Origin of the sequence: Erwinia pyrifoliae DSM 12163, from assembly GCF_000026985.1 — a bacterium.
Taxonomy (GTDB): Bacteria; Pseudomonadota; Gammaproteobacteria; order Enterobacterales; family Enterobacteriaceae; genus Erwinia; species Erwinia pyrifoliae.
In genome coordinates this window covers 1,061,726-1,084,830 of record NC_017390.1, presented here as the reverse complement: position 1 = coordinate 1,084,830, position 23,105 = coordinate 1,061,726, and the positions used below count along the sequence as shown (strand labels likewise).

Below are 23,105 nucleotides of genomic sequence, written 5' to 3'. Positions count from 1 at the left end.
GTCATTACCGCAGAATAAATTCATTAAATAACACGTCTGCGACTTTTACCGACTGATTAGCTGCCAGAGGCTTGGTCACTTCATGTTTAATTTTTTCTACTAATAACTGCTTACCTTCATGGGTAGCCAGTTCTTCGTAGCTTGATTTCGCCAGCAGAATAAGAAGACGGCTGCGGTATTCCGGCAGAAATTTCTCAATCGTCAATAATGACTGCTTGTCGGCCATACGTAATGACAGCCCGACAAACAGCACGCGATCATTTTCATTTTCTGTCGGTTTCAGACTGACGGTGAAGGTATTCAGGGACTGATAGAGCGGATCTGCATGAACCGTTGCCTCTGCCTGTAATCCCGCATTCTGCTGAGCTGACTGGCCTGCTGATTTACTCATTTCCCAGACGGCATATCCGGCAATACCGCAGGTCGCCATCATCACCAGAAACATGAAGGTAAACACCAGCGTACGCAACGAGCCGCCGCCAGATGTTTTTTTAATTTTGTTACTCATTAACTCAATCCTGTCATTAGAACCCGCGTCAGCGTTATTTCAAATCAGATAAGGCGCATATTGTAGACTACTTAATCAGCAGGCTAATTATGTGATGAGGTTGCATTACCGTGGCCATTTAGGCACATCAGGCGAAGGTATTAATCCCCGACACGGGCAACGCAGTCTGCGTCACGCTTAGCCGCTCATTATTATCTTCGTCATCAATACCTTGTTCGCCGTGTTCGGCGCTTTTCCCCCCAGAACCTCTCTGGGCGTTAGCGTCGGTAGAAGATGAGCCGTCAGCGCTGACGCTGGCTTGTCCCAGCTGTAGGCCGGACTCTGCCAGCGCGCTACGCAGCTGAGGCAGAGCCGCTTCCAGCGCCTGGCGCACCTGAGGATGTTCGCTGATAATATGTAACTGCGCCTGATCCTGCTGCATACGCACGCTAATTTGCAGGGATCCCAACTCTTCAGGATGCAGCCTGATCTCGGCGTTCTGCACGCCGTCACGGGTGAAAATCGCCAGCTGCTGGCTCAACGAATGTTGCCAGGCAGCCGATCCGACCGGATGCGAATTGTGTGCCGTCGCCGGTGCGGGCAGCGCCGCCGTTCGCGCTGCCAGCTCGGCGGCCTGTAGCTGGCGCGGCACGCCAGCGTCAAGGTGCGCGCCCGGAGCCGGCGCGTCGGCCGGGGTGGCCACTTCCGTCAACCCGGTCTCCCGTAGTACAGCGGTCACAGGCTGCGATTTATCATCCAGCGGATTAACGCCTGGCAGCACCGGTGGGGCGGTGCCGTCCTGCCTGTCGCTCAACTTCAGGCTTAACGGCAGTTGCGGCAACGGGTTATGCGCTTTGCTACCGGATATCTCATCCGCCGCCAGCGTCTCCGCGCCCCCGTCACTGCCCGACGCGTTTTGCATCACCACCTGCTGTAGCTGCCAGATCGGGCTTTTCTCCCATCCTTCCGGCATGACCGGCAGGGCCAGCAACGCGCCGGGGTCTTCATCCGCTATGTGATTTTCCGGTGGCCATTCGTCGCTCTGCTGCGGGCAAAGGGTTTCCGCCAGCTCCGTGCTTATCTCCTGCGCGACGTTCGTTTCAGGGAGATCGCCCGGCGCGCAGTCCGGCAACAGCGGATGCCCGTCAGGCATCTCTGCCATAATGCGGTGAAACAAGCCCGCCGGTACCGCAGCCTGTCTCAGCCCTTTAACCTTGCCGACGACCTCGCCAGTAAGCAGGGCGTTGATATCAATATTCATCGTATTTCTCGTTTTTGCCCGGCACGTTGCGCGAACTCATCCATCAATTTCTGCTCATAGCGGCTGTCCGCCTGTATGCGCACGTTTTCACGCCGCGTCAGCAGCGTTTCAAAAGCATTGAGCCGCTGTTTGTCGTTAATCCAGTTCTGCTTCGCCTGCGCCACGGCCTGCTCGCAGTGGGCAACATGCTGCCCCTGCTGCTTAAGCACCTGATTAAGGGATAAAATAAACGACTGGTGATTGACCAAATCGGCCACGCTCATCCCACGCGTCTGCATGCCGCTGCGTAGCGACTGCTGATATTCACGCTCGTAACGCTGTAAATGCTGTTCCTGGGCGATCGCCTGTTGCCAGTTCTGCTGTACGGCTCCCAGCGCCTGCGTGGTCTTTGTTAACTGTTCTTCGGCCATCTCACAAAGCCTCGTCATGGGATTTTTCACCTTCATGCCAGGCTCCGGTTTATCAGGTTACGTCAGGCAGCAGCGTAGAGAGTGCGCTAACGGCTTCTGCATAGCCGCAGCTTTCATGGATCGACTGATGCAAAAAGCTTTCCATTTGCGGGTAACGCGCAATGGCACGATCGAGCAAGGCATCGCTGCCGCTGACATAAGCCCCCACGCTCACCAGGTCGCTGTTGCGCTGATACGATGAAAGTTGCTGCTTGAAGCTTTGCACCTTGCGGTACTGCGCGTGCGGAATAAGTTCGGTCATCGCACGGCTGATCGAGGCTTCAATATCGATTGCCGGATAGTGGCCGGACTCGGCGAGACGCCGTGACAGCACAATATGCCCGTCGAGAATGGCGCGCGCAGAGTCAGCAATCGGATCCTGCTGATCGTCGCCTTCGGTGAGAACGGTATAAAAAGCGGTGATAGAACCGCCCCCGGCAACGCCGTTACCCGCACGCTCAACCAGCGCCGGCAGGCGCGCAAACACCGATGGCGGATAACCTTTGGTTGCCGGCGGTTCACCAATTGCCAACGCCACCTCACGCTGTGCCATGGCGAAACGCGTCAGAGAGTCCATGATCAGCAGCACGTTCATTCCGCGATCGCGGAAATCCTCTGCCAGACGGGTCGCGTAGACCGCACCCTGCATGCGCAAAACAGGCGACACATCGGCAGGTGCTGCGATCACTACCGCGCGTTCGATCCCCTCTGCACCGAGAATGTTCTCAATAAAATCTTTGACTTCACGACCACGCTCACCGATCAGCCCGACGACGATCACATCGGCATCGGTAAAACGCGCCATCATGCCCAGCAGCACGCTTTTACCCACTCCGGAACCGGCAAACAGGCCCATACGCTGCCCGCGCCCGACGGTCAGCAGGCCGTTAATGGCGCGTACGCCAACGTCGAGCACGCTTTTGATCGGATCGCGGTGCAGCGGGTTAATCGGCTGGGTGAACAGGCTGGCGCAGCGGGTTTTTAACGGTGCCGGACGTCCGTCCAGCGGGCGCCCCTGCGCATCCAGCACCCGGCCAAGCAGCTGTGGCCCGACCGGAAGCTGTTTACCCTCGTCGTTGTCACCATCCGGGGCGTACACGCGCGCGCCTGGCAGCACGCCATCCACATGCTCCAGCGGCATCAGATAAAGCAGCTGGTCTTTAAAACCCACCACCTCACTTTCGACCGGCATAATACCGTCACGGGTGTGGCGCTCTACGACACAGATTGCCCCAATGGGTAACTTCAGCCCCACGGCTTCCATCACCAGGCCGGTGGCACGAGTCAGGCGGCCATAACGGCGAAACGCCGGGATTGCGCCCATTTTGGCTTCGGTGCGTTCAATCGTGTCCAGCCAGCTTTTCAGATGGCGGGTCATATGGACAGCTCCTCACGCGCCAGCTGGCACAGAGTCTGCCAGCGGGTTTCCAGCGTGGCGTCCAGCTCCGCGTCTGCCGTCAGGATGCGGCAACCGCCGGGTGACATCTGCGCATCAAGCTGCACTTCCCAGTCGCTGGCCTTCAGCGTATCGCCGAGGATTGATTCGATCATCTCGCGGTCATCGGGGTGAACCACCAGCCGCACTTTCCCCTGCAGCAAAGCATCCTGCCTGATAAGCTGTCTAATCTGTGCCAGCAGTACGGAGCCGTTAGTCACCTGTTCGCTACCGTGCAGATCCTGTACCGCCTGCAGCGCCAGCTGAACCAGCCGGCTGGGGATCAGGCTGTCGAGGTTATCCAGCGACAACTTGAAAGAGGTGATCCAGCCCTCGATGCTCTTCAGTTGCACCTGCTGCGCGGCTTGCGCTTCGGCGATCCCTTGGGCAACTCCCGCTTGATGCCCGCTCTGGTAGCCGGCATCGTAGCCTTGTTTCCTGCCCTCTTCTTTTCCCTGCGTCACGCCCTGGTTATAGCCCTGCTGTTCAGCCTGTTTACGCAAACGTGCCAGCTCGGCCTGTGTCTGCGCGTCAGAGGTGCCGCTTTCCATGGTCGGCAGGGGATCATGCTGAGGAATGACCGCTTCCAGCAAGTTATCCGGCTGCCAGCTGCGCCATTGTGGCTTACTGCTTTGATCAGACGTAGGCATCGTCGCTGCTCCCAATCAGAATGTCCCCGGCTTCTGCCAGACGACGTACTACCAGCAATACGGCTTTCTGCTGTGCTTCGACCTGCGACAGGCGCAACGGCCCGCGCGAGGCCAGATCTTCGGCCATCAGGTCTGCCTGACGACGCGACATATTGCGGAAGAATTTATCGCGCAATGCCATATTGGCACCTTTCAGCGCCACCAGCAGCGTTTCGCTTTCGATCTCTTGCAGAATTTGCTGGATGCTACGGTCATCGACCTCGACCAGATTTTCAAACAGGAACATTTCATCGATGATCTTCTGCGCCAGCTCGCCGTCGAACTCGCGAACTGCATCAATCGCCGCTTCTTCCTGTTGTGATTTCATCAGGTTGAGGATCTCGGCCGCCGGTCGTACCCCGCCCATTTTGCTGCGTTTGAGATTCTGACCGTGCAGCAGGTTGTTCAGCACTTCGGTCAACTCCTGCAGAGCGGCAGGCTGTACGCCGCCGAAGGTGGCGATACGCAGCATGATGTCATTACGCTCTTTATCGTCAAATTTGCCCAGCACGTCAGCCGCCTGGTTACGTTTCAGGTGCACAAGAATGGTGGCAATGATCTGCGGATGCTCGTCACGGATCAGGTCATATACCGCCTGCGGCTCCATAAAGTTCAGCGTTTCAATACCGTTGGTGCCCTGATGGGTATCCAGCAAATCTTCCAGCAGGGATGCCGCGCGCTCTTCGCCCAGCGCTTTCACCAGCACGTTGCGCAGATAGTCGTTAGTATTGAGGCTTAGTGCCGCATACTCACCAGAATCGCGGCTGAAGTCTTCCAGTACCGCAGACATCTGATCGTGGGTAAAGCCAGCCATATTCACCATTGAACTACTGATTTGCTTCACCTCGTGCGCATTAAGGTGTTTGAAAACTTCAGCAGCCAGCTCATCGCCCAACGTCAGCATGACGATGGCGCATTTGTCACAAGCATTCATGATTTGTGTTCCTTGTTCAGCCACTGACGCATAACCAGGGCGATAACCCGTGGTTCCTGTTCTGCCAGTTCACGCAGTTGCTGACCATTAATCTCGGTATCGGTGCGGCGTTTTGCTTTGGCATGGGCGGTCATTTCTGCCGCATTGTTTTTCTCATCCAACGCAAGCTTGCGCGCTTCTTTTTCCAGTTCCAGGCGCTTGATGGTGGTGTCCTGATGGCGGATCCAGACGGGCTGTACCAGCCGGCGCCACATCACCCAGCCAATAATGGCAATCACCAGATAGCGGGCAAGCGTCATCATCAACGTCTGGAAGCTGTGCTGCTGCCAGAGCGGCGGCATCACCTCTTCGGCTACGCCGTTAAACGGTGAGTTGACGATATTAATGCTGTCACCGCGCTGCTCGCTGTAGCCAATGGCCTCTTTGACCAGTGTATTAATGCGCGCCAGTTCGGCAGCAGGCAACGGACCGGGTTTACCTTCAGCACCTTGCGCCATATGGTTGATCACCACGGCGACAGAGAGACGCTGAATATGGCCAACGCTGGTTTTGGTATGGATCAGGGTACGATCCAGCTCATAGTTGGTCGTTTCGTCATTACGGTTGTTGTAAGGCTGAGCTACCTCGCCAGCGGCCGGGGTTTTCTCATTGTTCGCATTCTTGCCGTTCGCTGCTGGCGCATTAAGCGGTTTGGTCAGCGGCGCTGTTGCCGGCGTTGGTGGCTGATTGCTCAGCGCGCCCGGCACACCGCCGGCACCACGGCCGTTGCCCTGCGCGGCCTGGCTTGACTGGCGACTACGGATCGCCATTTTCTCCCGCTCGGCGTTCGGCTGGTACTGTTCGTCGGTACGCTCCTGCTGGGTAAAGTCCAACTGTGCCGTCACCTGAGTACGCACATTGCTGTCCCCGACAAGCGGTGCCAACAGGCGCTGAATACGCTGCTGATAATCCGCTTCAATCTCATTGGTGTACTTCACCTGCGAAGATTGCAGTGCGCCCGTGCCGCTTTGCGTCAGCAGGTTGCCGCGCTGATCGACGAGGGTAACATTCGCCGCCGGTAGCCCGGATACCGCACTGGAGATCAGATGCGTAATGGCCGTCACCTGACCGTCATCCAGCGTACGACCCTGCGCCAGCGTCACGTTGACCGAAGCCGTAGGCTGCTTCTGATCGCGCACAAACATCGACGGTTTGGGCACGGCCAGATGCACGCGGGCATGTTGGATCGGGCCAAGATTTTCGATGGTGCGCGCCAGCTCACCTTCCAGCGCCCGCTGGAAGTTAACCTGCTCGCTAAACTGGCTGATGCCGAACTTTTCCTGGTCGAGCAGTTCAAAGCCAACGGAGCCGCCTTTCGGTAACCCCTGCTGTGCCATTTTCATCCGCACTTCATGAACCTGAGCTTCCGGCACCATGATAGCGCCCCCCGGCGTATCAATGCGGTAAGGGACGTTCATCTGCGATAGCTGGCTGACAATGGCACCGCCATCCTCATCGCTGACATTATTGAACAGGACGCGATATCCCGGCTCTTTGGCCCAAAACATCAGGGCAATCATGACCGAAATCGCCGCAGCAGCAGCGATCAGTAGCATCAGCTTAGGGTTATTGCGTAACGAGTTCATCGCCGCCTTGACGCTATCTGCGGGATTGTTTTTTAAATCATCTGTTGTGGCACTCATGCCGTAATCCTGTAACAAGAAATCACGCAGCGAATAACTGCTTACAAACCTGCTAAAAAGCAAGGCAGCAGCCGACGAAGTTTTTTCGGATAAATTTTGAGGTCGGTATTATCCTCTGAGTGGAGTTTTTTTTAAGGATAAATAAGCTCGATGTTCTGTCGGCTTTTCGGGTTTTTCGCCATTAATCACCGCATGTTAAGCTACACCCACATAAAGCTGCACAAAACTTGCTACATTCTGATTTATTTATTATCCGGGAAAAAATAATGTCATCTTCAATTCACAATGTGATTGGGCAAATGCATTCGCAGGCACAAAAAATATCTGCGCCTGATGAATTTCTTTCTAACGGAAAGTTAACAAGCCTGGGTGGCGGCCCAAACTTTTCTGATGCTTTGTTTAATAGCATTAATGAAATCAATAAATCTCAACAAACGGCAAAAGCGCAAACCCAGAGCTGGATGTCCGGTAGCAGCGATATTGGCCTGAATGATGTGATGCTGTCCCTACAGAAATCATCCGTTGCTTTCAGCTTTGGCGTTCAGTTACGTAATAAAATGCTAAGCGCCTATCAGGAAGTGATGAATATGCCTGCATAAAGGTTTTGCATGAAAAATGAGAATCTACGTAGCTCTGCGCGTTTAAGCCACTCGTCGGATGCACTGACCGACCGGGAATTAGAAAAAATCAGTCAGCTGATATATCAGCGGGCGGGAATTGTCCTTAGCCAACAGAAGCGGGACATGATATTTAATCGCCTGTCCCGGCGACTGCGGGAATTATCTTTAGACAGTTTTAGTGAATATATTCATATTCTTGAATCCAGCCTGGACAGTGAAGAATGGCAGATATTTGTTAATTCGTTAACCACTAATCTGACCTCTTTTTTTCGCGAGGCGTACCATTTTCCCATGCTGGAAGAGCATGCCCGCAGCCACGGTGCCGGGTACCGCGTCTGGTGTACGGCAGCCTCAACCGGTGAAGAACCTTGCTCTATTGCCATGACGCTGGATGCCTGTCTTGGTCCGGCCATTGGTGGCCCCAGAGTTTGGGCAACGGATATTGATACCGACGTGCTGAACCGGGCCAAAGCCGGGGTCTACCGCATGGCGGATTTACACACTCTCAGCCCGCAGCAGAAGCGACAATATTTTCTGCGCGGCATCGGAATAAACAGCGATCGGGTACGGGCCAAGCGTGAGCTGCTGGCGGCGATCCACTATCAGCGACTGAATCTGCTGGACGAATCGTGGCAGGTTCCCGGTCCGTTTGATGCGATTTTTTGTCGTAACGTGATGATCTATTTCGATTTGCCGACCCAAATCCGCCTGATCCAGCGCTTTGCACAGCAGCTGAAGCCGGATGGACTGTTATTTGTCGGCCATTCGGAGCATTTCAACCATCGCCAAAGCCCGTTCCGCCTGCTTGGACAGGCAGCTTATGCGCTAACGGAGAGCTGAAGTTGAGCAAGATACGAGTGCTGTGCGTCGATGATTCCGCGCTGATGCGCAATATGATCAGCGCAGTGGTGAATCAGCAACATGATATGGAAATGGTGGCAACCGCATCCGACCCGATTAACGCCCGCGAGTTGATAAAAAAATTTAATCCGGACGTGCTGACGCTCGATATCGATATGCCACGAATGAACGGCCTGGAGTTTCTCTCCCGGCTGATGCGCCTGCGCCCGATGCCGGTGGTGATGATCTCATCGCTGACGGCAAAGGGATCGGCGAGCACGCTGAACGCGCTGGAGATGGGAGCGGTGGATTTTATCGCCAAGCCGGATGCCAGCCAGATTGCGGAGTTAAGCAGTTGGGCAGTACAGGCGGCGGAAAAAATCCGTCTCGCGGCGAAGTCGACGATGCCTTATCGCCTGCCGATATCGGCAGACAGCCTCGGCACCGCGCGTTTTGGCGTAAAAACGATCATCGCTATTGGTGCATCGACTGGCGGAACCGAGGCACTGCGCCAGGTACTGACACGGATGCCCGCCAATAGCCCCGGAGTGGTGATTGCACAACATATGCCACCCGGTTTTACCCTGTCTTTTGCCCAACGTTTGAATGCGCTGTGCGCCATGCGGGTGAAAGAAGCCGTGGACGGCGAGCCGGTGGAGAGCGGCACCGTGTACATTGCTCCCGGCGACAGGCATATGCAGATCGCTGGCCTGGAGAAGGGATATCAAATCTGCCTTAACCGCAATGCGGCGGTGAACCGCCATCGGCCTTCGGTCGACGTGCTGTTTCACTCCGTTGCCGCCGGGGCTGGCCATTATGCCGTCGGTGCCATTCTGACCGGCATGGGCGCTGACGGAGCCAAAGGCCTGCTGGCGATGCGCCAGTCAGGCGCCTGGACGCTGGCGCAGAGTGAACGAACCTGTGTGGTGTTTGGCATGCCGCGTGAGGCCATTGCCCTACAGGCGGCAGCAGAGGTCATCGATTTGCAGGATATCAGTCAACGGCTGATCGCACGTTGCAGCCGACAAGGTCGGGCAAAGCCACCAAAGTAAATGCGGTACACCTCCACCGAGTCAGGAGGATTTTTGAGAAAACAATCTAAATGGATAAAAACCTACGTTTCCTGGTCGTTGATGATTTTGCCACCATGCGACGCATCGTCCGCAATCTGTTGCAGGACCTGGGATACAAAAATATCGAAGAGGCTGAAGACGGCCAGGATGCGCTGAACAAACTGCGCACCTCATCGTTTGATTTCGTGGTGAGCGACTGGAATATGCCGCATATCGATGGTCTTCAGCTGCTGAAAACCATTCGTCAGGAGCCTGAACTGATGACATTGCCGGTGCTGATGGTCACCGCCGAGGCAAAACGCGAAAACATTATTGCCGCCGCTCAGGCCGGTGCTAATGGGTATATCGTCAAACCCTTCACCGCTGCCACGCTTGAAGAGAAGCTGGGCAAAATATTCGAAAAACTCGGTCAACGCCAATGACAATTGATAATAGCGCCGACAACTTCAAAGATATTTTTTCACGTATCGGGCAGTTGACGCGCGTGCTGCGTAACAGCATGGCAAACCTCGGTCTCGAACAGGTGCTCAAGGAGATGGCCGGTGCCTTTCCTAATACCCGCGACCGTCTTGACTATGTGGTAGATAAAACCTCGCAGGCTGCAAACTGCGCATTAACCTGCGTCGAGGTTGCCCGTCCGCTTCAGGAGCAGCTGGGCAACCAGGCGACTGCCCTGTCGGCCAACTGGGACGCATGGTTTGCCAACCCACAGCCGCTTGAGGACGCACGCGAGCTGGTGATACAGACACGCGCCTATCTGCAACAGGTACCTGAGGTTACCCGGGAAACCAATCAGCAGCTGACCGAGATCATGATGGCGCAGGACTTCCAGGATTTGACCGGGCAAGTTCTGCAAGGCCTGGTGAATGTGATTGAGCTGGTGGAAAAAGAGCTGATCTGCGTGCTGCTGGAAAATATGCAGGAGATAGAACCCGATCGCGACGATTCTCAAGCGCAGCTGAAAAATGGTCCGCAAATCAACTCTACCGCCGAAGGCATCGTCGCCTCGCAGGAGCAGGTGGATGATTTGCTGGAATCGCTTGGCTTCTGAGTGAGCTGATACGCCACTATGTCGCAAGAAAGTGATAACGAAAAAACCGAAGCCCCCACGCCCAGTCGGATTGCCAAGGCGCGCGAAGAAGGACAGATCCCGCGTTCTAAGGAGCTGACCACGCTATTGATGCTGCTGGTCGGCTGGGGGCTGATGCTGTGCTCCGGCGGTAATCTGGTGCGCAGTTTACAGAGTTTGCTGCACAACGCGATGATTTTTGACCGGCTATTGATCCTCGACCCGGCGCAGATGCTGCAGCGTAGCTCTTCCCTGCTCGGTCAGGCCTTTAAGGCCATCATGCCGTTTGTCTTCGGTCTGCTGCTGACGGCTGTCAGCGCGCCGCCGCTGATCGGTGGCCTGATCCTGAGCGGAAAGTCGTTAGCGCCGAAGCTGAAAAAGCTCAATCCGCTTAGCGGCATCAAGCGCATGTTTTCAGCACAGATGGCGTCAGAAATGGTGAAGGCCATTCTGAAAGTGCTGCTGGCCACCCTCGGCGGTGGTCTGTATCTGCTGCTGAATAAAGAGAAGTTTATCCGGCTGATTTTTGAACCGCTCGGTATGGCATTAACCGATATCAGCGGCCTGCTGCTTGGCTGCCTGCTGGCGGTCATTATGTCGCTGATCCCGATGGTCGCTTTTGACGTGATTTACCAGTTGTACAGCCACTGGAAAAAGCTGCGCATGAGCCGCCAGGAAATCAAAGATGAGTTCAAGAAGCAGGAAGGCGACCCGCAAATTAAAGGGCGCGTCAGGCAGATGCAGCGCGCCATGGCGCAGCGACGCATGATGACCGATGTACCGGATGCGGACGTGATAGTGAATAACCCGACCCACTACTCCGTGGCGCTGAAATATCAAGACGGCAGCCTGGGCGCACCCAAAGTTGTGGCGAAAGGCAGCGGTCTGGTTGCCTTACGCATTCGCGAACTGGCTGAAAACCATAAGGTTCCGATGCTTGAAGCGCCCCCGCTGGCGCGAGCACTTTATCGCCACTGTGAGATTGGCGCGCCGATACCGGCCGATTTATATCATGCGGTGGCGGAAGTCCTTGCCTGGGTTTATAGCCTCAGGCGCTGGCGTAAAGGCTATGGACAACGGCCAAACACCCCTGAAAACCTTCCGGTGCCTGAAGCACTGGATTTTGCCCAAGAGAGTAAAGAGTGATGGCCAATCTAGCCGCCCGGTTACGTTTACCGAAGATGAAAGACACGCAGTGGCAAGTTCTCGCCGGCCCTGTGCTGATTATGACGATCCTGGCAATGATGATCCTGCCGCTGCCAGCCTTCGTGCTGGATCTGCTGTTCACCTTCAATATCGTGCTGTCGATCATGATCCTGCTGGTGGCAATGTTCACCCAGAAGACGCTGGAGTTCTCGGCATTTCCGACGGTGCTGCTGTTCTCCACGCTGTTGCGCCTGGCGCTTAACGTGGCTTCAACGCGTGTGATCCTGATGGATGGCCACACCGGAACCGCTGCCGCTGGCCACGTTGTTGAAGCCTTTGGTAACTTCCTGGTAGGGGGTAATTTTGCCATCGGGATTATCGTCTTCATTATCCTGATCATCATTAACTTTATGGTCATCACCAAGGGTGCCGGGCGCATCGCCGAAGTGGGTGCTCGCTTCACGCTGGACGGGATGCCGGGCAAACAGATGGCGATAGATGCCGATCTCAACGCCGGACTGATTGGCGAAGAGGAAGCCAAGCGCCGCCGCCAGGAAGTCACGCAGGAAGCCGATTTCTACGGTTCGATGGACGGTGCCAGTAAGTTTGTGCGCGGTGACGCGATTGCCGGGCTGATGATCATGGTGATCAACGTGCTGGGCGGTCTGATGATTGGTATTATGCAGCATGATATGTCGGCGGGAATGGCGGCAGAAACCTATACGCTGCTGACCATCGGCGACGGCCTGGTCGCGCAGATCCCGGGGCTGGTGATCTCTACCGCTGCCGGCGTGGTGGTCACGCGTGTGGTCAACGAGCAGGATGTTGGCGAGCAGATGATCGGCCAGCTGTTCAGCTCGCCACGCGTTATCTTGCTGGCAGCGGGGGTGATCGGCCTGCTCGGTCTGATCCCCGGCATGCCAAACATGGTGTTTTTACTGTTTACCGCCGTGCTGCTGGGCATCGCCTGGTGGCTGCGCGGCCGTGAAGGCCAGACAGGCGCACGTCCCGGAAGCCCGACGGAATTAGCGGAAGATAAAGCGCGGGCCGAAGCCGAAGCGGCACAGGTCAATGAAGCCACCTGGTCTGACGTGCAGATGGAGGACGTGCTCGGGCTGGAGGTCGGCTACCGGCTGATCCCGATGGTCGATCAGGAACAGCAGGGCCAGCTGTTGACGCGCGTGCGCGGTATCCGTAAAAAGTTTGCCCAGCAGATGGGCTTTCTGCCGCCGCCGGTGCATATTCGCGATAACCTCGATCTCTCTCCCACCTCCTACAGCATCTTGCTCAAAGGCGTTGAGATCGGTCGCGGCGAAGTGATACCGGAACGCTTTATGGCGATCAACCCGGGCTGTGCGGAAGGTGACGTACCGGGCACGGCCTGCGTGGAACCGACATTTGGCTTACCCGCTCTGTGGATCGATGAAGTGCAGCGCGAGCTGGCACAAACTTTGGGCTATACCGTGGTCGATCCCAGTTCGGTGGTCGCCACCCATCTGAATCATCTGATCAGCATCCATACCGAAGAGCTGTTTGGCCGCCAGGAAGCGCAACAGCTGCTTGACCAGCTGACCAAACAGTCACCTAAGCTGGTCGAAGACCTGATACCTGGCGTGATCTCGCTGACCACGCTGCATAAGGTGCTGCAAAACCTGCTGGCCGAACGTATTGCCATCCGCGACATGCGCACCATCATCGACACGCTGGCCGAATTTGCCAGCGCGCAGAGTGATGCCGATGAATTAACCGCCCGCGTGCGCGTGCGCCTGGCGCGCTCAATCACCCATCAGTGGTTTACCGCTGATGACGACATTCAGGTGATTGGGCTGGATCTGTCACTGGAACAACTGCTGGTGCAGGCCACACAAAGCGGCAGCGCCATTGAGCCGGGTATTGCGGAAAACCTGATGAAGCAGACCGGACTGGCTCTGCAACATCAGGAAGGCATTGGAGCCCCGCCGGTGCTGCTGGTTAACCCCTCTCTGCGCCTGATGCTGTCACGCTATTTGCGGCGCATCTTCCCGCAGCTGGTGGTGCTGTCAAGTCAGGAGATAAACAGCCAGCGTAATGTGCGCATGACCTGGATGATAGGCGGCCAGTCGTGAAAAGCGTGCTGCCTGCCCTGCTGCTGATCCTGCCGCTTGCCGTGCACGCCAGCCACAGCGGTTCCTGGAGCCGTCAGAGCTTCGGCGGCGTGATTGCTCGCGGTCAGCAGGAAATCACCAGTCGCCAGCTACAGCCTGGCGGGCCGCTTCCCACATCGGCCGTGGTCGCACGGGTAGCATGGCGCATTACCCCCGACAGCGCTCCACCGCCTGGCCTGAAAATAACGTTATGCAGCCGGGGGCGCTGTATGGCGTTGCCCGCGCTGTCCGGTGAGCAGGCGTTGCCGTCGTCATTTCCCGCCGACGGCCCTTTCCGCTTTGTCTATACCACGGTGACGCGGGGACCACTGGATCCGGTACTCACCATCCTCAATAATCATCTGACCGTCAACTACCGCACCAGCGCGCGATAGCAGTAACGGGCCAAGTCGGCGCGCCCATCGCGACGGCGGCTGGCTGTCAGTCAGCAATCCAGGCCTTTATTTTATAAGAAAACCTTATTATTTAGCGCGTTCGGTGCGCAACCAGATCGATAGGGTCAGTAACTAAAGCGGCGCGATTTGCCCATTCATGACCAGGCAACCGTTTACCCTGAGAAAAAATCTTCTCAATAGCACCATAGCGATAAAGTTCACTCTGCATGGTTTTTTTGTGATTAAAGTCACACTTTAACTAAATTGAAATGAAACAGACTTTGACAAGCGCGAGTGATACCTATTTGCTAGAGCGCTGATAGCGGCACACTGCCGCAGCATTTAAGCGGGTGTTTTCGCCACAGCTGTAACCACCCATTTTCGCCTGTAGAAGCGGCAACCCGACCTGAACGATAGCTGCCAGACAGGTCACTGAGCATGTGAAAAGCACGAATGAAATATAAAATAATGATCGCCGGAGCGCTGGCCGCGCTCTCTTATACGCAATCCTCAGCCGCTGAAACCGGTAACGCCGAATACGTTTCAGACTGGTGGCATCAGAGCGTTAACGTGGTGGGCAGCTATCACACCCGCTTCGGACCCAAGCTGAGTAACGATGTGTATCTTGAATACGAAGCCTTTGCGCATAAAGACTGGTTTGATTTTTACGGCTATATCGATGTGCCGAAATTCTTTGGCACCGGCAACGGTAATGACACAGGCGCGTGGGATGACGGTTCCCCGTTCTTTATGGAGATCGAACCACGCTTCTCTATCGATAAACTGACCGGCACCCAGCTGGGCTTTGGCCCGTTCAAAGAGTGGTATTTCGCCAACAACTACGTCTACGATATGGGCGATAATAAAGCCAACCGCCAAAATACCTGGTATATGGGGCTGGGCACCGACATCGATACCCATTCTGACATTGGCCTGTCGCTGAACCTGTATGCGAAATATCAGTGGGAAAACTACGGCGCAACTAACGAGGACAGCTGGGACGGCTACCGCTTCAAAGTGAAATACCTTGTGCCGCTCACCACCCTGTGGGGCGGTAATCTGAGCTATATTGGCTTCACCAACTTTGACTGGGGTTCCAACCTTGGCGATAACGCCCGGCCGGCACGCACCAGCAATGCCATCGCCTCCAGTCATATTCTTTCTCTCGGCTACGACCACTGGCACTACTCGTTTGTTGCGCGTTACTTCCACAACGGCGGACAGTGGAACGACGGCGTGGTACAGAACTTCGGCGGCGGGGATTTCACCGTGAAATCCACCGGCTTCGGCTACTACCTGGTGGTTGGCTATAACTTCTGATCGCCGGCAAGGCGCACGATAAAGACGCCAACAGCTCAACGCGCCGTCCGGCGCGTTTTTTTGCTGCCGGCAAAACACTATACTTGGCGGGCAATACAGCATCTGCAAACAGGAAGAGTTATGTGTGCCAAATTTGTTGACCACGACGTTACACTGCGCCCGCTGGAACGGGAAGATCTGCGGTTTGTCCACCAGCTGGATAATAACGCCAGCGTGATGCGCTACTGGTTTGAAGAACCCTATGAAGCTTTTGTGGAGCTGTCAGATCTCTATGACAAGCACATTCACGACCAAAGCGAGCGGCGTTTTGTGGTGGAGCATGCCGGCAGCAATGCGGGGCTGGTAGAACTGGTGGAAATTAATCATATTCACCGCCGGGCGGAGTTTCAGATTATCATCGCCCCCAGTCATCAGGGCAAAGGACTGGCCAGTCAGGCGGTCAAGATGGCAATGGATTATGGCTTCTCGGTACTGAATCTCTACAAGCTTTACCTGATTGTCGATAAAGAGAACGAAAAGGCGATTCACATCTATCGCAAGCTGGGCTTTGAGGTGGAAGGCGAGTTAATCCACGAGTTCTTTATTAACGGTGAATACCGTAACACCATCCGTATGTGCATCTTCCAGCCACAGTTTCTGGAGCGTTACAAACCCGCACAGGGCATGGTACAACCCACCGCACAGTAAGCTGGCCGGAAATCCGGCCAGGCCTGGTTTAATCATCAGGCTCCGCGAGCGCCGACCCGGCTCATCACGACCTGCAGGCGCGGAGGCTCTATTTTGTACATCCCGCCATAGAACGGGTCAACCACCAGCCAGCCAGGGAACCCAAGCAGTGGAATATTGCCCAGCAAATACCACAGGTTCGCGCTCTCTTTCAGCGGCAGCGTCTGCGGCACATAGCCGGCACGCTCCAGCATGACCAGATACTTTTTCTTACCGAAGTAGTTGCCGTTAGACTTTTCCAGCGTCACGGTTTTTGGCGTATAGCCTTCTGCTACCGCTTTACCGCTCTCGTCCTGCACCACAAATTTCACCCCGGGGGGCTGGGTTTGCAGCGTGACATCCTGCGTCTCGCTGGAGACGATGGTTGCACACCCCGTTAACATCCACGCCGCTATCAGCGCTGCGATCGGCCGTTTCATCATTATTCCTGCCTGAGTCCTGTATGCTGACAGTCTAAGCCTGACCGGGTAAGTTTTCATTATTTACCCGTACATACCAGCGGCGGAATACAACGGTTAATTAGCGGGTTATTCAGCCATCAAATGGGAAATAATCTGCGTGTATTTTGAGTGCGCATGCCTTTAAGCTCCTTTTTGTGAAGTGGTCAACAAAAACTGGCCACCGCGTTAGAGTTTTTCCAGTATCGATTTTCTGATTCGTTTGGTGGCAACCCACCATTATATTCGTGCGGCCTGAGTGCGCTGTAATATCCAACGATGTAGTCCGTTATGGCGTGAGTCGCATCGCTGAAGCTTACGTAACCTGTCACTGGCACCCATTCGTTTTTCAGACTCCGAAAGAAGCGTTCCATTGGGCTATTATCCCAACAGTTTCCACGCCGGCTCATACTCTGCCTGATCCGGTAGCGCCACAGTAACTGCCGGAACTGCCTGCTCGTATAATGACTGCCCTGATCGCTGTGGAACATCACTCCTGCGGGCTTACCGCGAGTTTCCCATGCCATTTCCAGTGCTTTCATGGTGAGTCTACTGTCCGGCGAGAACGACATTGCCCAGCCCACTGGCTTTCTTGCAAACAGGTCGAGAACAACAGCGAGGTATACCCAGCGTTTGCCTGTCCAGATATAGGTCACATCACCGCACCACACCTGGTTTGGCTCTGTTACGGCGAACTGTCGCTCAAGGTGATTCGGGATAGCAACGTGTTCATGACCGCCACGCTTATACCGGTGAGTCGGCTGCTGGCGACTGACCAGCCCCAGTTCTTTCATGAGCCGGCCAGCAAGCCAGCGCCCCATCTGATAGCCTCTCTGGGTTGCCATTGTGGCGATGCTTCTTGCTCCGGCCGAACCGTGGCTGATGCCATGTAGCTCAAGTACCTGACTTCGTAACACAGCCCGTCTGCCGTCTGGTTTTTCAGGACGATTTTTCCAGTATTTATAGCTGCTGCGATGAACCCCAAACACATGGCAGAGAGTGGCCACAGGATAACGCGCCCTGAGTTTCCCGATTATCGAGAACCGTTCAGGGAGTCTGACATCAAGAGCGCGGTAGCCTTTTTTAATATTTCGTTTTCCATTTCAATACGTTGTAGCTTTTTCTTCAGCTCACGTATTTCGATTTGTTCCGGTGTTATCGGAGAGGCTTTTGGTGTTTTGCCCTGCCGCTCATCACGCAGTTGCTTGACCCATTTTGTCATCGTGGAAAGACCGACATCCATAGCCTTAGCGGCATCAGAGACGGTGTAGTTTTGATCAACAACCAACTGAGCGGATTCACGTTTGAATTCAGGACTAAAATTTCTTCTTTTCATTGGAGCACCTGTGTTGTTCTGAGGTGAGCATATCACCTCTGTTCAGATGGCCAAATTCAGTAAACCACTTCAGTCCCTCCGATTCAGGAAATCGAAGGAGGGGGACATTAACCGAACATGCGCTCCAGATAACGCTCCAACGCCATGCGGGAACTGAAACCGTGGGGAATACCGTAGTGATCGTTGGCCTCACCGGCCAGATACATCGGGAAACGGACATAGTGATCGCAGGTTTTCACCTCTGAGGCCGCAGTAGCGATGGCCTGGCTTCTCTCTTTAAGCGTGGGGTGGATGACCAGCGCGGTACGACCAAGGCGCGCTTCACGGTTGACATAAACATAGTCTTCACCGCGACGATAACCGTAGGTTTTGGTGGTTATCGTATCCATTTCAAACCCCACTTTTTCCAAAACGCGCGCTACCTCATCAGGCCGTAAATACATGCTTGTTCCTCTCAGTCTGCAAACCCGTGAACCTTACAACAGGCTTTGCCTCCTGGGCTTTCGGAATAATCCATAAACGCCGCCCCTCAGGCGGCACAATCTGAGCCAGTCCTGTAACTGATAGTCGATTTCCGCACAAAGTAACAAATATTTGGGGGATTTGGCTGCATGACGTCAACGGCATCGATACTGAAAACGCTTCAGGAAGTAATTTTTGCCGTGCTTATTGCGGGCGCGCCGATGCCGTATTCACCGGCTGCGGCCCGGCAGCCACAAGCTAACGCAGATTTTTTTCGCTTATTTTTCCACGCTGAAGGCTTGTGCCAGAAGCACTTGGTCGGGATGGTGCAAGAAAAACCTGATGACCTGAAATTTGTATGGTTGCAATCCGCAGATGCTATATCTAGTATTTAGAACAAGAAAAATACGCTATATGATGTGTATTACTGGTAAATCACACCCACTGAGTGGGAGCCAAAATGAATAACCTCCCGGCCAAAAAGGTAAATGCGAATCATGCGCATTATTATTTACACTAAAGATAACTGTGTCCAGTGCAACGCCACAAAAAATGCCCTGGACAAGAAAGGGATTGATTATCAACTGATCAACCTCGACCACGAACCGGCACATGCCGAGACGCTGAGATCGTTAGGTTATCGCCAGGTACCGGTGGTGGTGGCTGAGCAAGAACACTGGAGCGGCTTTCGCCCGGACAAAATTCTTGCGCTAAGCCATGCCGCAACGGTGCGAGGGTAACCGCATGGCTTTGCTGGTCTACTTCTCCAGCCTGTCAGAAAACACCCACCGTTTTATCGCGCGCTTAAACCTGCCGTCACGCCGTATTCCGCTGGATTGCGCGCAGCAGCTGCAGGTCACTGAACCCTATATTCTGGTGGTGCCCAGTTACGGCGGCGGCACGCGTCATGGGGCGGTGCCAAAACAGGTGATCCAGTTTCTTAATAACATCAATAATCGTCAGCTTATCCACGGCGTGATTGCCGCTGGTAACCGTAACTTTGGCGAGGCTTTTTGCCTGGCTGGCGAAATCATTGCGCAAAAATGCCAGGTACCCTATCTCTATCGCTTTGAGCTAATGGGTACCTCTGAAGATATCGCTAACGTCTACCACGGAGTAACTGAATTTTGGCAGCGACAGACAGCACATTCCCAGAGGCCCCGGCGGGCACGGCGGATTATCACGCGCTCAATGCAATGCTCAATTTGTACGACGACAATGGCCATATTCAGTTTGAAAAAGACAGAGAAGCCGCGCGCCAGTACTTTATTCAACACGTCATCCCCAACAGCGTTCAGTTTAACTCCATCGCCGAGCGCCTGCAGTTTCTGGTGGCCGAAGGCTATTACGAAGCTTGCGTATTGAATGCCTATCCGTTCGAGTTTGTCTGTTCGCTGTTCGCCCAGGCCGCTGCACGCCGCTTCCGCTTCCAGACATTCCTCGGCGCATGGAAGTTTTACACCAGCTATACGTTGAAAACCTTTGATGGCAAACGTTATCTGGAAGGCTTTACCGAACGCGTATGTATGGTGGCATTAACGTTAGCCAAAGGTGACCAGCCGCTGGCGCTGGCGCTGACGGATGAAATTCTGAGCGGCCGCTTCCAGCCGGCAACGCCCACCTTCCTTAACTGCGGTAAGCAGCAGCGCGGTGAGCTGGTCTCCTGCTTCCTGCTGCGAATTGAAGACAATATGGAATCGATTGGTCGTGCGGTCAATTCGGCGCTGCAGCTCTCCAAGCGCGGCGGCGGCGTGGCGTTCCTGCTGTCTAATCTGCGTGAGGCCGGTGCGCCAATTAAGCGCATTGAAAACCAGTCTTCCGGCGTGATCCCGGTGATGAAGATGCTGGAAGATGCTTTCTCCTACGCTAACCAGCTGGGGGCGCGTCAGGGGGCGGGAGCGGTTTATCTGCATGCGCACCACCCGGATATCCTGCACTTCCTTGATACCAAGCGCGAAAACGCCGACGAGAAAATCCGCATCAAAACCCTGTCGCTCGGCGTGGTGATCCCCGATATCACCTTCCAGCTGGCCAAAGATAACCAGCCGATGGCGCTGTTTTCACCGTATGACGTTGAGCGAATTTATGCTTTGCCGTTCGCCGATATCAGCATGAGCGAAAAGTACCCTGAGATGCTGGCCGATACGCGTATCCGCCGCACCTTTATCAACCCGCGTGAATTTTTCCAGACGCTGGCGGAGATCCAGTTCGAGTCCGGTTATCCCTATATCATGTTTGAAGATACGGTGAACCGGGCGAATCCTGTCCCCGGGCGTATCAATATGAGTAATCTGTGCTCGGAAATTCTGCAGGTCAACAGCCCAACCGAATATAACGATGACCTGAGCTATCGCCGCATCGGCAAGGATATTTCCTGCAACCTCGGCTCGCTGAATGTCGCCCATGCGATGGATTCTGCCGATTTTGCCCGCACGGTGGAGATCGCCGTGCGCGGACTGACGGCCGTATCCGATCAAAGCCATATCCATTCGGTGCCTTCAATCGAACAGGGCAACGCGCAGTCACACGCCATTGGCCTGGGGCAGATGAACCTGCACGGCTACCTGGCGCGGGAAGGTATTCAGTACGGATCCGAAGCGGGCCTGGACTTCACTAATATGTATTTCTACACCGTGACTTACCACGCCCTGCGCACCTCAAACCAGCTGGCGCGTGAACGTGCTACCACCTTTAGCGGCTTTGCGGATTCACGTTATGCCAGCGGCGAATATTTTAACCAGTATGTCGGGCAACGCTGGCATCCACGTACTGCTCAGGTCGCCGCGCTGTTCGCCAACGCCGGGATTGCTATCCCATCGCAGCAGCAGTGGCAGGCGCTAAAAGAAGCGGTGATGCAGCACGGGCTGTACAACCAGAATTTGCAGGCGATCCCGCCGACCGGGTCGATCTCCTATATCAACCACGCCACCTCAAGTATTCACCCGATTGTGTCGCGCATTGAGATCCGTAAAGAGGGTAAGACTGGCCGCGTCTATTATCCTGCCCCGTTTATGAATAACGATAATCAGGCATTGTATCGTGATGCCTATGATATCGGGCCGGAAGCGATTATCGATACCTATGCCGAAGCCACCCGCCACGTCGATCAGGGGCTGTCGCTGACGCTGTTCTTCCGCGATACCGCTACCACGCGCGATATCAATCGTGCGCAAATTTACGCCTGGAAGAAAGGCATTAAAACGCTGTACTACATTCGTCTGCGTCAGATGGCCCTGCAGGGCACCGAGGTCGAAGGCTGTGTCTCCTGCTCGCTGTAATTCTCTTTCCATCGCGGGTCAGATATCGCTGGCCTGATAACAAGATATCACTATGAAACTAAAGAAAATTCAGGCAATTAACTGGAATAAGATTGAAGATGATAAAGATCTGGAAGTGTGGAATCGCCTGACCAGCAACTTCTGGCTACCGGAAAAAGTTCCGCTTTCCAACGATATTCCGTCGTGGAATTCCCTCAACGCCGAACAGCAACAGCTGACTATCCGCGTGTTTACCGGCCTGACGCTGCTGGACACCATTCAAAATACCCTGGGCGCTCCGGCGCTGATGGCCGATGCGCTGACGCAGCATGAGGAAGCGGTGATGTCGAATATCAGCTTTATGGAAGCGGTGCACGCACGTTCTTACAGCTCGATTTTCTCAACGCTGTGCAACACCAGCGATGTCGATGCCGCCTATGCATGGAGCGAAGATAACGCGCCATTACAGGGTAAAGCGCAGATTATCCTGCAACATTATTACCACAACGACCCGCTGAAAAAGAAAATTGCCAGCGTGTTCCTTGAGTCGTTCCTGTTCTATTCCGGTTTCTACCTGCCTGTGTACTGGTCCAGCCGGGGCAAACTGACCAATACCGCCGATCTGATCCGGCTAATTATCAAGGATGAGGCGGTGCACGGCTATTACATTGGCTATAAGTACCAGAAAGCACTGGAAAAAGAGACGCCGCTGCGTAAAGAGGAACTGCAACAGTTTGCCATTGAACTGCTTCTTGAACTGTATGAAAACGAACTTGCTTACACTGAAGCGCTGTATGCAGGCGTGGGCTGGCAGGAAGACGTCAAAAAATTCCTGCATTACAACGCCAATAAGGCGCTGATGAACCTCGGTTACGAGGCGCTGTTCCCCGCCGATATGACCGATGTCAACCCGGCAATCCTCGCCGCGCTGTCGCCCAATGCCGATGAAAACCACGACTTTTTTTCCGGTTCAGGCTCCTCCTACGTGATGGGCAAGGCGGTAGATACCCAGGACGAAGACTGGGACTTTTAAACCGTTGAGCGATGGCTGCCACCGGCAGCCAATTTTCATTCCTGGCTATTTTGCTGGTTTTCTATTTCAGTAAGATTTTGCATTCTTGTTGACTCAAATATGACCATTTCTTAACGGTTATTTTCCGGCAGCGGACAACCATCAGAACAATATCTGGCTCTTCAGAGAGAAAATTCCTGGAGAAATAACCCCTTTTTTTTCCTCGTGTAACTCGCTGCAATCCCTTACCCACACTGGCATTAGCCGAGCCGCTCGTTTGGATGAATGTATTCTAATTGCCCGCAGAGGGTTGCCTCAGAATCTCAGTATGCTACGGTATAGGCCGATAATA

Annotated in this window: 24 protein-coding genes and 1 pseudogene; 15 read left to right on the top strand and 10 right to left on the bottom strand. The window is 54.7% G+C overall.

The window, feature by feature from the left end:
- Nucleotides 1–4: 4 nt before the first annotated feature.
- From fliL to fliF, 7 genes are all read right to left on the bottom strand, one after another.
- Nucleotides 5–508, bottom strand: coding sequence for a flagellar basal body-associated protein FliL (gene fliL / locus EPYR_RS04825; protein WP_012667292.1), 504 nt, complete (start codon nucleotides 506–508; stop codon nucleotides 5–7).
- A 127-nt stretch (nucleotides 509–635) separates the two neighbouring features.
- The gene (locus tag EPYR_RS04820) at nucleotides 636–1,748 is read right to left on the bottom strand and encodes a flagellar hook-length control protein FliK (protein WP_012667291.1); all 1,113 of its coding nucleotides are present in this window, start codon (nucleotides 1,746–1,748) and stop codon (nucleotides 636–638) included.
- Nucleotides 1,745–2,176 (bottom strand): flagellar export protein FliJ, encoded by a 432-nt coding sequence (fliJ, locus tag EPYR_RS04815; RefSeq protein WP_187298258.1) that lies wholly within the window; start codon nucleotides 2,174–2,176, stop codon nucleotides 1,745–1,747. Before fliJ ends, EPYR_RS04820 begins: the two co-directional genes overlap by 4 nt.
- Before the next feature lie 34 nt (nucleotides 2,177–2,210).
- Nucleotides 2,211–3,575, bottom strand: a complete 1,365-nt coding sequence (gene fliI, locus EPYR_RS04810) for a flagellar protein export ATPase FliI (protein ID WP_012667289.1) — start codon at nucleotides 3,573–3,575, stop codon at nucleotides 2,211–2,213.
- Entirely contained in the window at nucleotides 3,572–4,282 is a 711-nt protein-coding gene (locus tag EPYR_RS04805) for a flagellar assembly protein FliH (RefSeq protein WP_014538642.1), read from the bottom strand. Before EPYR_RS04805 ends, fliI begins: the two co-directional genes overlap by 4 nt.
- Complete coding sequence (gene fliG, locus EPYR_RS04800; RefSeq protein ID WP_012667287.1) at nucleotides 4,269–5,255, bottom strand: flagellar motor switch protein FliG; 987 nt, start codon at nucleotides 5,253–5,255, stop codon at nucleotides 4,269–4,271. The genes EPYR_RS04805 and fliG overlap by 14 nt, the downstream gene beginning before the upstream one ends.
- A complete protein-coding gene (gene fliF, locus EPYR_RS04795; RefSeq protein WP_012667286.1) occupies nucleotides 5,252–6,937 on the bottom strand; it encodes a flagellar basal-body MS-ring/collar protein FliF in 1,686 nt (561 codons plus the stop codon). Before fliF ends, fliG begins: the two co-directional genes overlap by 4 nt.
- 266 nt (nucleotides 6,938–7,203) lie before the next feature.
- Between fliF and fliE the strand changes: the two genes are divergently transcribed.
- The 10 genes from fliE (at nucleotide 7,204) to speG (ending at nucleotide 16,210) form a co-directional block, all read left to right on the top strand.
- Entirely contained in the window at nucleotides 7,204–7,536 is a 333-nt protein-coding gene (gene fliE, locus EPYR_RS04790; protein ID WP_012667285.1) for a flagellar hook-basal body complex protein FliE, read from the top strand.
- A 9-nt stretch (nucleotides 7,537–7,545) separates the two neighbouring features.
- The gene (locus EPYR_RS04785) at nucleotides 7,546–8,397 is read left to right on the top strand and encodes a chemotaxis protein-glutamate O-methyltransferase (RefSeq protein WP_012667284.1); all 852 of its coding nucleotides are present in this window, start codon (nucleotides 7,546–7,548) and stop codon (nucleotides 8,395–8,397) included.
- 2 nt (nucleotides 8,398–8,399) lie between these two features.
- Nucleotides 8,400–9,449: a protein-glutamate methylesterase/protein-glutamine glutaminase gene (locus EPYR_RS04780; RefSeq protein WP_014538641.1), complete on the top strand. Its 1,050-nt coding sequence runs from the start codon at nucleotides 8,400–8,402 to the stop codon at nucleotides 9,447–9,449.
- Between the two features lie 50 nt (nucleotides 9,450–9,499).
- A complete protein-coding gene (cheY, locus tag EPYR_RS04775; RefSeq protein ID WP_012667282.1) occupies nucleotides 9,500–9,892 on the top strand; it encodes a chemotaxis response regulator CheY in 393 nt (130 codons plus the stop codon).
- Entirely contained in the window at nucleotides 9,889–10,521 is a 633-nt protein-coding gene (gene cheZ, locus EPYR_RS04770; RefSeq protein ID WP_012667281.1) for a protein phosphatase CheZ, read from the top strand. Before cheY ends, cheZ begins: the two co-directional genes overlap by 4 nt.
- A gap of 18 nt (nucleotides 10,522–10,539) precedes the next feature.
- Nucleotides 10,540–11,685: a flagellar biosynthesis protein FlhB gene (flhB, locus tag EPYR_RS04765; protein ID WP_012667280.1), complete on the top strand. Its 1,146-nt coding sequence runs from the start codon at nucleotides 10,540–10,542 to the stop codon at nucleotides 11,683–11,685.
- Nucleotides 11,685–13,790 (top strand): flagellar biosynthesis protein FlhA, encoded by a 2,106-nt coding sequence (flhA, locus tag EPYR_RS04760; RefSeq protein WP_012667279.1) that lies wholly within the window; start codon nucleotides 11,685–11,687, stop codon nucleotides 13,788–13,790. Before flhB ends, flhA begins: the two co-directional genes overlap by 1 nt.
- Nucleotides 13,787–14,203 (top strand): flagellar protein FlhE, encoded by a 417-nt coding sequence (locus EPYR_RS04755; protein WP_012667278.1) that lies wholly within the window; start codon nucleotides 13,787–13,789, stop codon nucleotides 14,201–14,203. Before flhA ends, EPYR_RS04755 begins: the two co-directional genes overlap by 4 nt.
- Before the next feature lie 453 nt (nucleotides 14,204–14,656).
- Nucleotides 14,657–15,523: a nucleoside-specific channel-forming protein Tsx gene (locus EPYR_RS04750; RefSeq protein ID WP_012667277.1), complete on the top strand. Its 867-nt coding sequence runs from the start codon at nucleotides 14,657–14,659 to the stop codon at nucleotides 15,521–15,523.
- Between the two features lie 120 nt (nucleotides 15,524–15,643).
- Nucleotides 15,644–16,210: a spermidine N1-acetyltransferase gene (gene speG, locus EPYR_RS04745; protein WP_012667276.1), complete on the top strand. Its 567-nt coding sequence runs from the start codon at nucleotides 15,644–15,646 to the stop codon at nucleotides 16,208–16,210.
- 35 nt (nucleotides 16,211–16,245) lie between these two features.
- On the opposite strand, the gene EPYR_RS04740 is transcribed toward speG, so the two are convergent.
- From EPYR_RS04740 to EPYR_RS04725, 3 genes are all read right to left on the bottom strand, one after another.
- Nucleotides 16,246–16,668 carry a hypothetical protein gene (locus EPYR_RS04740; RefSeq protein ID WP_012667275.1) on the bottom strand — a complete coding sequence of 141 codons (423 nt, stop codon included), beginning with the start codon at nucleotides 16,666–16,668 and terminating at the stop codon, nucleotides 16,246–16,248.
- A 185-nt stretch (nucleotides 16,669–16,853) separates the two neighbouring features.
- Nucleotides 16,854–18,022 (bottom strand): IS3 family transposase gene (locus EPYR_RS04735; protein ID WP_104945030.1). Its coding sequence is split into 2 segments (ribosomal slippage): nucleotides 16,854–17,773 and nucleotides 17,773–18,022, totalling 1,170 coding nucleotides; the frame shifts between segments, so codons are not numbered across the junction.
- 107 nt (nucleotides 18,023–18,129) lie between these two features.
- Nucleotides 18,130–18,465, bottom strand: a complete 336-nt coding sequence (locus EPYR_RS04725; protein ID WP_012667272.1) for a DUF2002 family protein — start codon at nucleotides 18,463–18,465, stop codon at nucleotides 18,130–18,132.
- A 168-nt stretch (nucleotides 18,466–18,633) separates the two neighbouring features.
- On the opposite strand from EPYR_RS04725, the gene EPYR_RS20235 reads away from it, so the two are divergent.
- The 5 genes and pseudogenes from EPYR_RS20235 to nrdF all read left to right on the top strand — a co-directional run bounded on the left by EPYR_RS20235 (nucleotide 18,634) and on the right by nrdF (nucleotide 22,774).
- On the top strand, nucleotides 18,634–18,879 hold the full coding sequence (locus tag EPYR_RS20235) for a hypothetical protein (RefSeq protein WP_012667271.1): 246 nt from the start codon (nucleotides 18,634–18,636) through the stop codon (nucleotides 18,877–18,879).
- Between the two features lie 102 nt (nucleotides 18,880–18,981).
- On the top strand, nucleotides 18,982–19,224 hold the full coding sequence (gene nrdH / locus EPYR_RS04720) for a glutaredoxin-like protein NrdH (protein WP_012667270.1): 243 nt from the start codon (nucleotides 18,982–18,984) through the stop codon (nucleotides 19,222–19,224).
- A 4-nt stretch (nucleotides 19,225–19,228) separates the two neighbouring features.
- Nucleotides 19,229–19,636: pseudogene (gene nrdI, locus EPYR_RS18910) on the top strand (class Ib ribonucleoside-diphosphate reductase assembly flavoprotein NrdI); the annotation flags it as partial.
- Entirely contained in the window at nucleotides 19,612–21,762 is a 2,151-nt protein-coding gene (nrdE, locus tag EPYR_RS04710) for a class 1b ribonucleoside-diphosphate reductase subunit alpha (RefSeq protein WP_012667269.1), read from the top strand. The pseudogene nrdI and the gene nrdE, both read left to right, overlap by 25 nt.
- 52 nt (nucleotides 21,763–21,814) lie before the next feature.
- Complete coding sequence (gene nrdF / locus EPYR_RS04705; RefSeq protein ID WP_012667268.1) at nucleotides 21,815–22,774, top strand: class 1b ribonucleoside-diphosphate reductase subunit beta; 960 nt, start codon at nucleotides 21,815–21,817, stop codon at nucleotides 22,772–22,774.
- Nucleotides 22,775–23,105 lie beyond the last annotated feature (331 nt).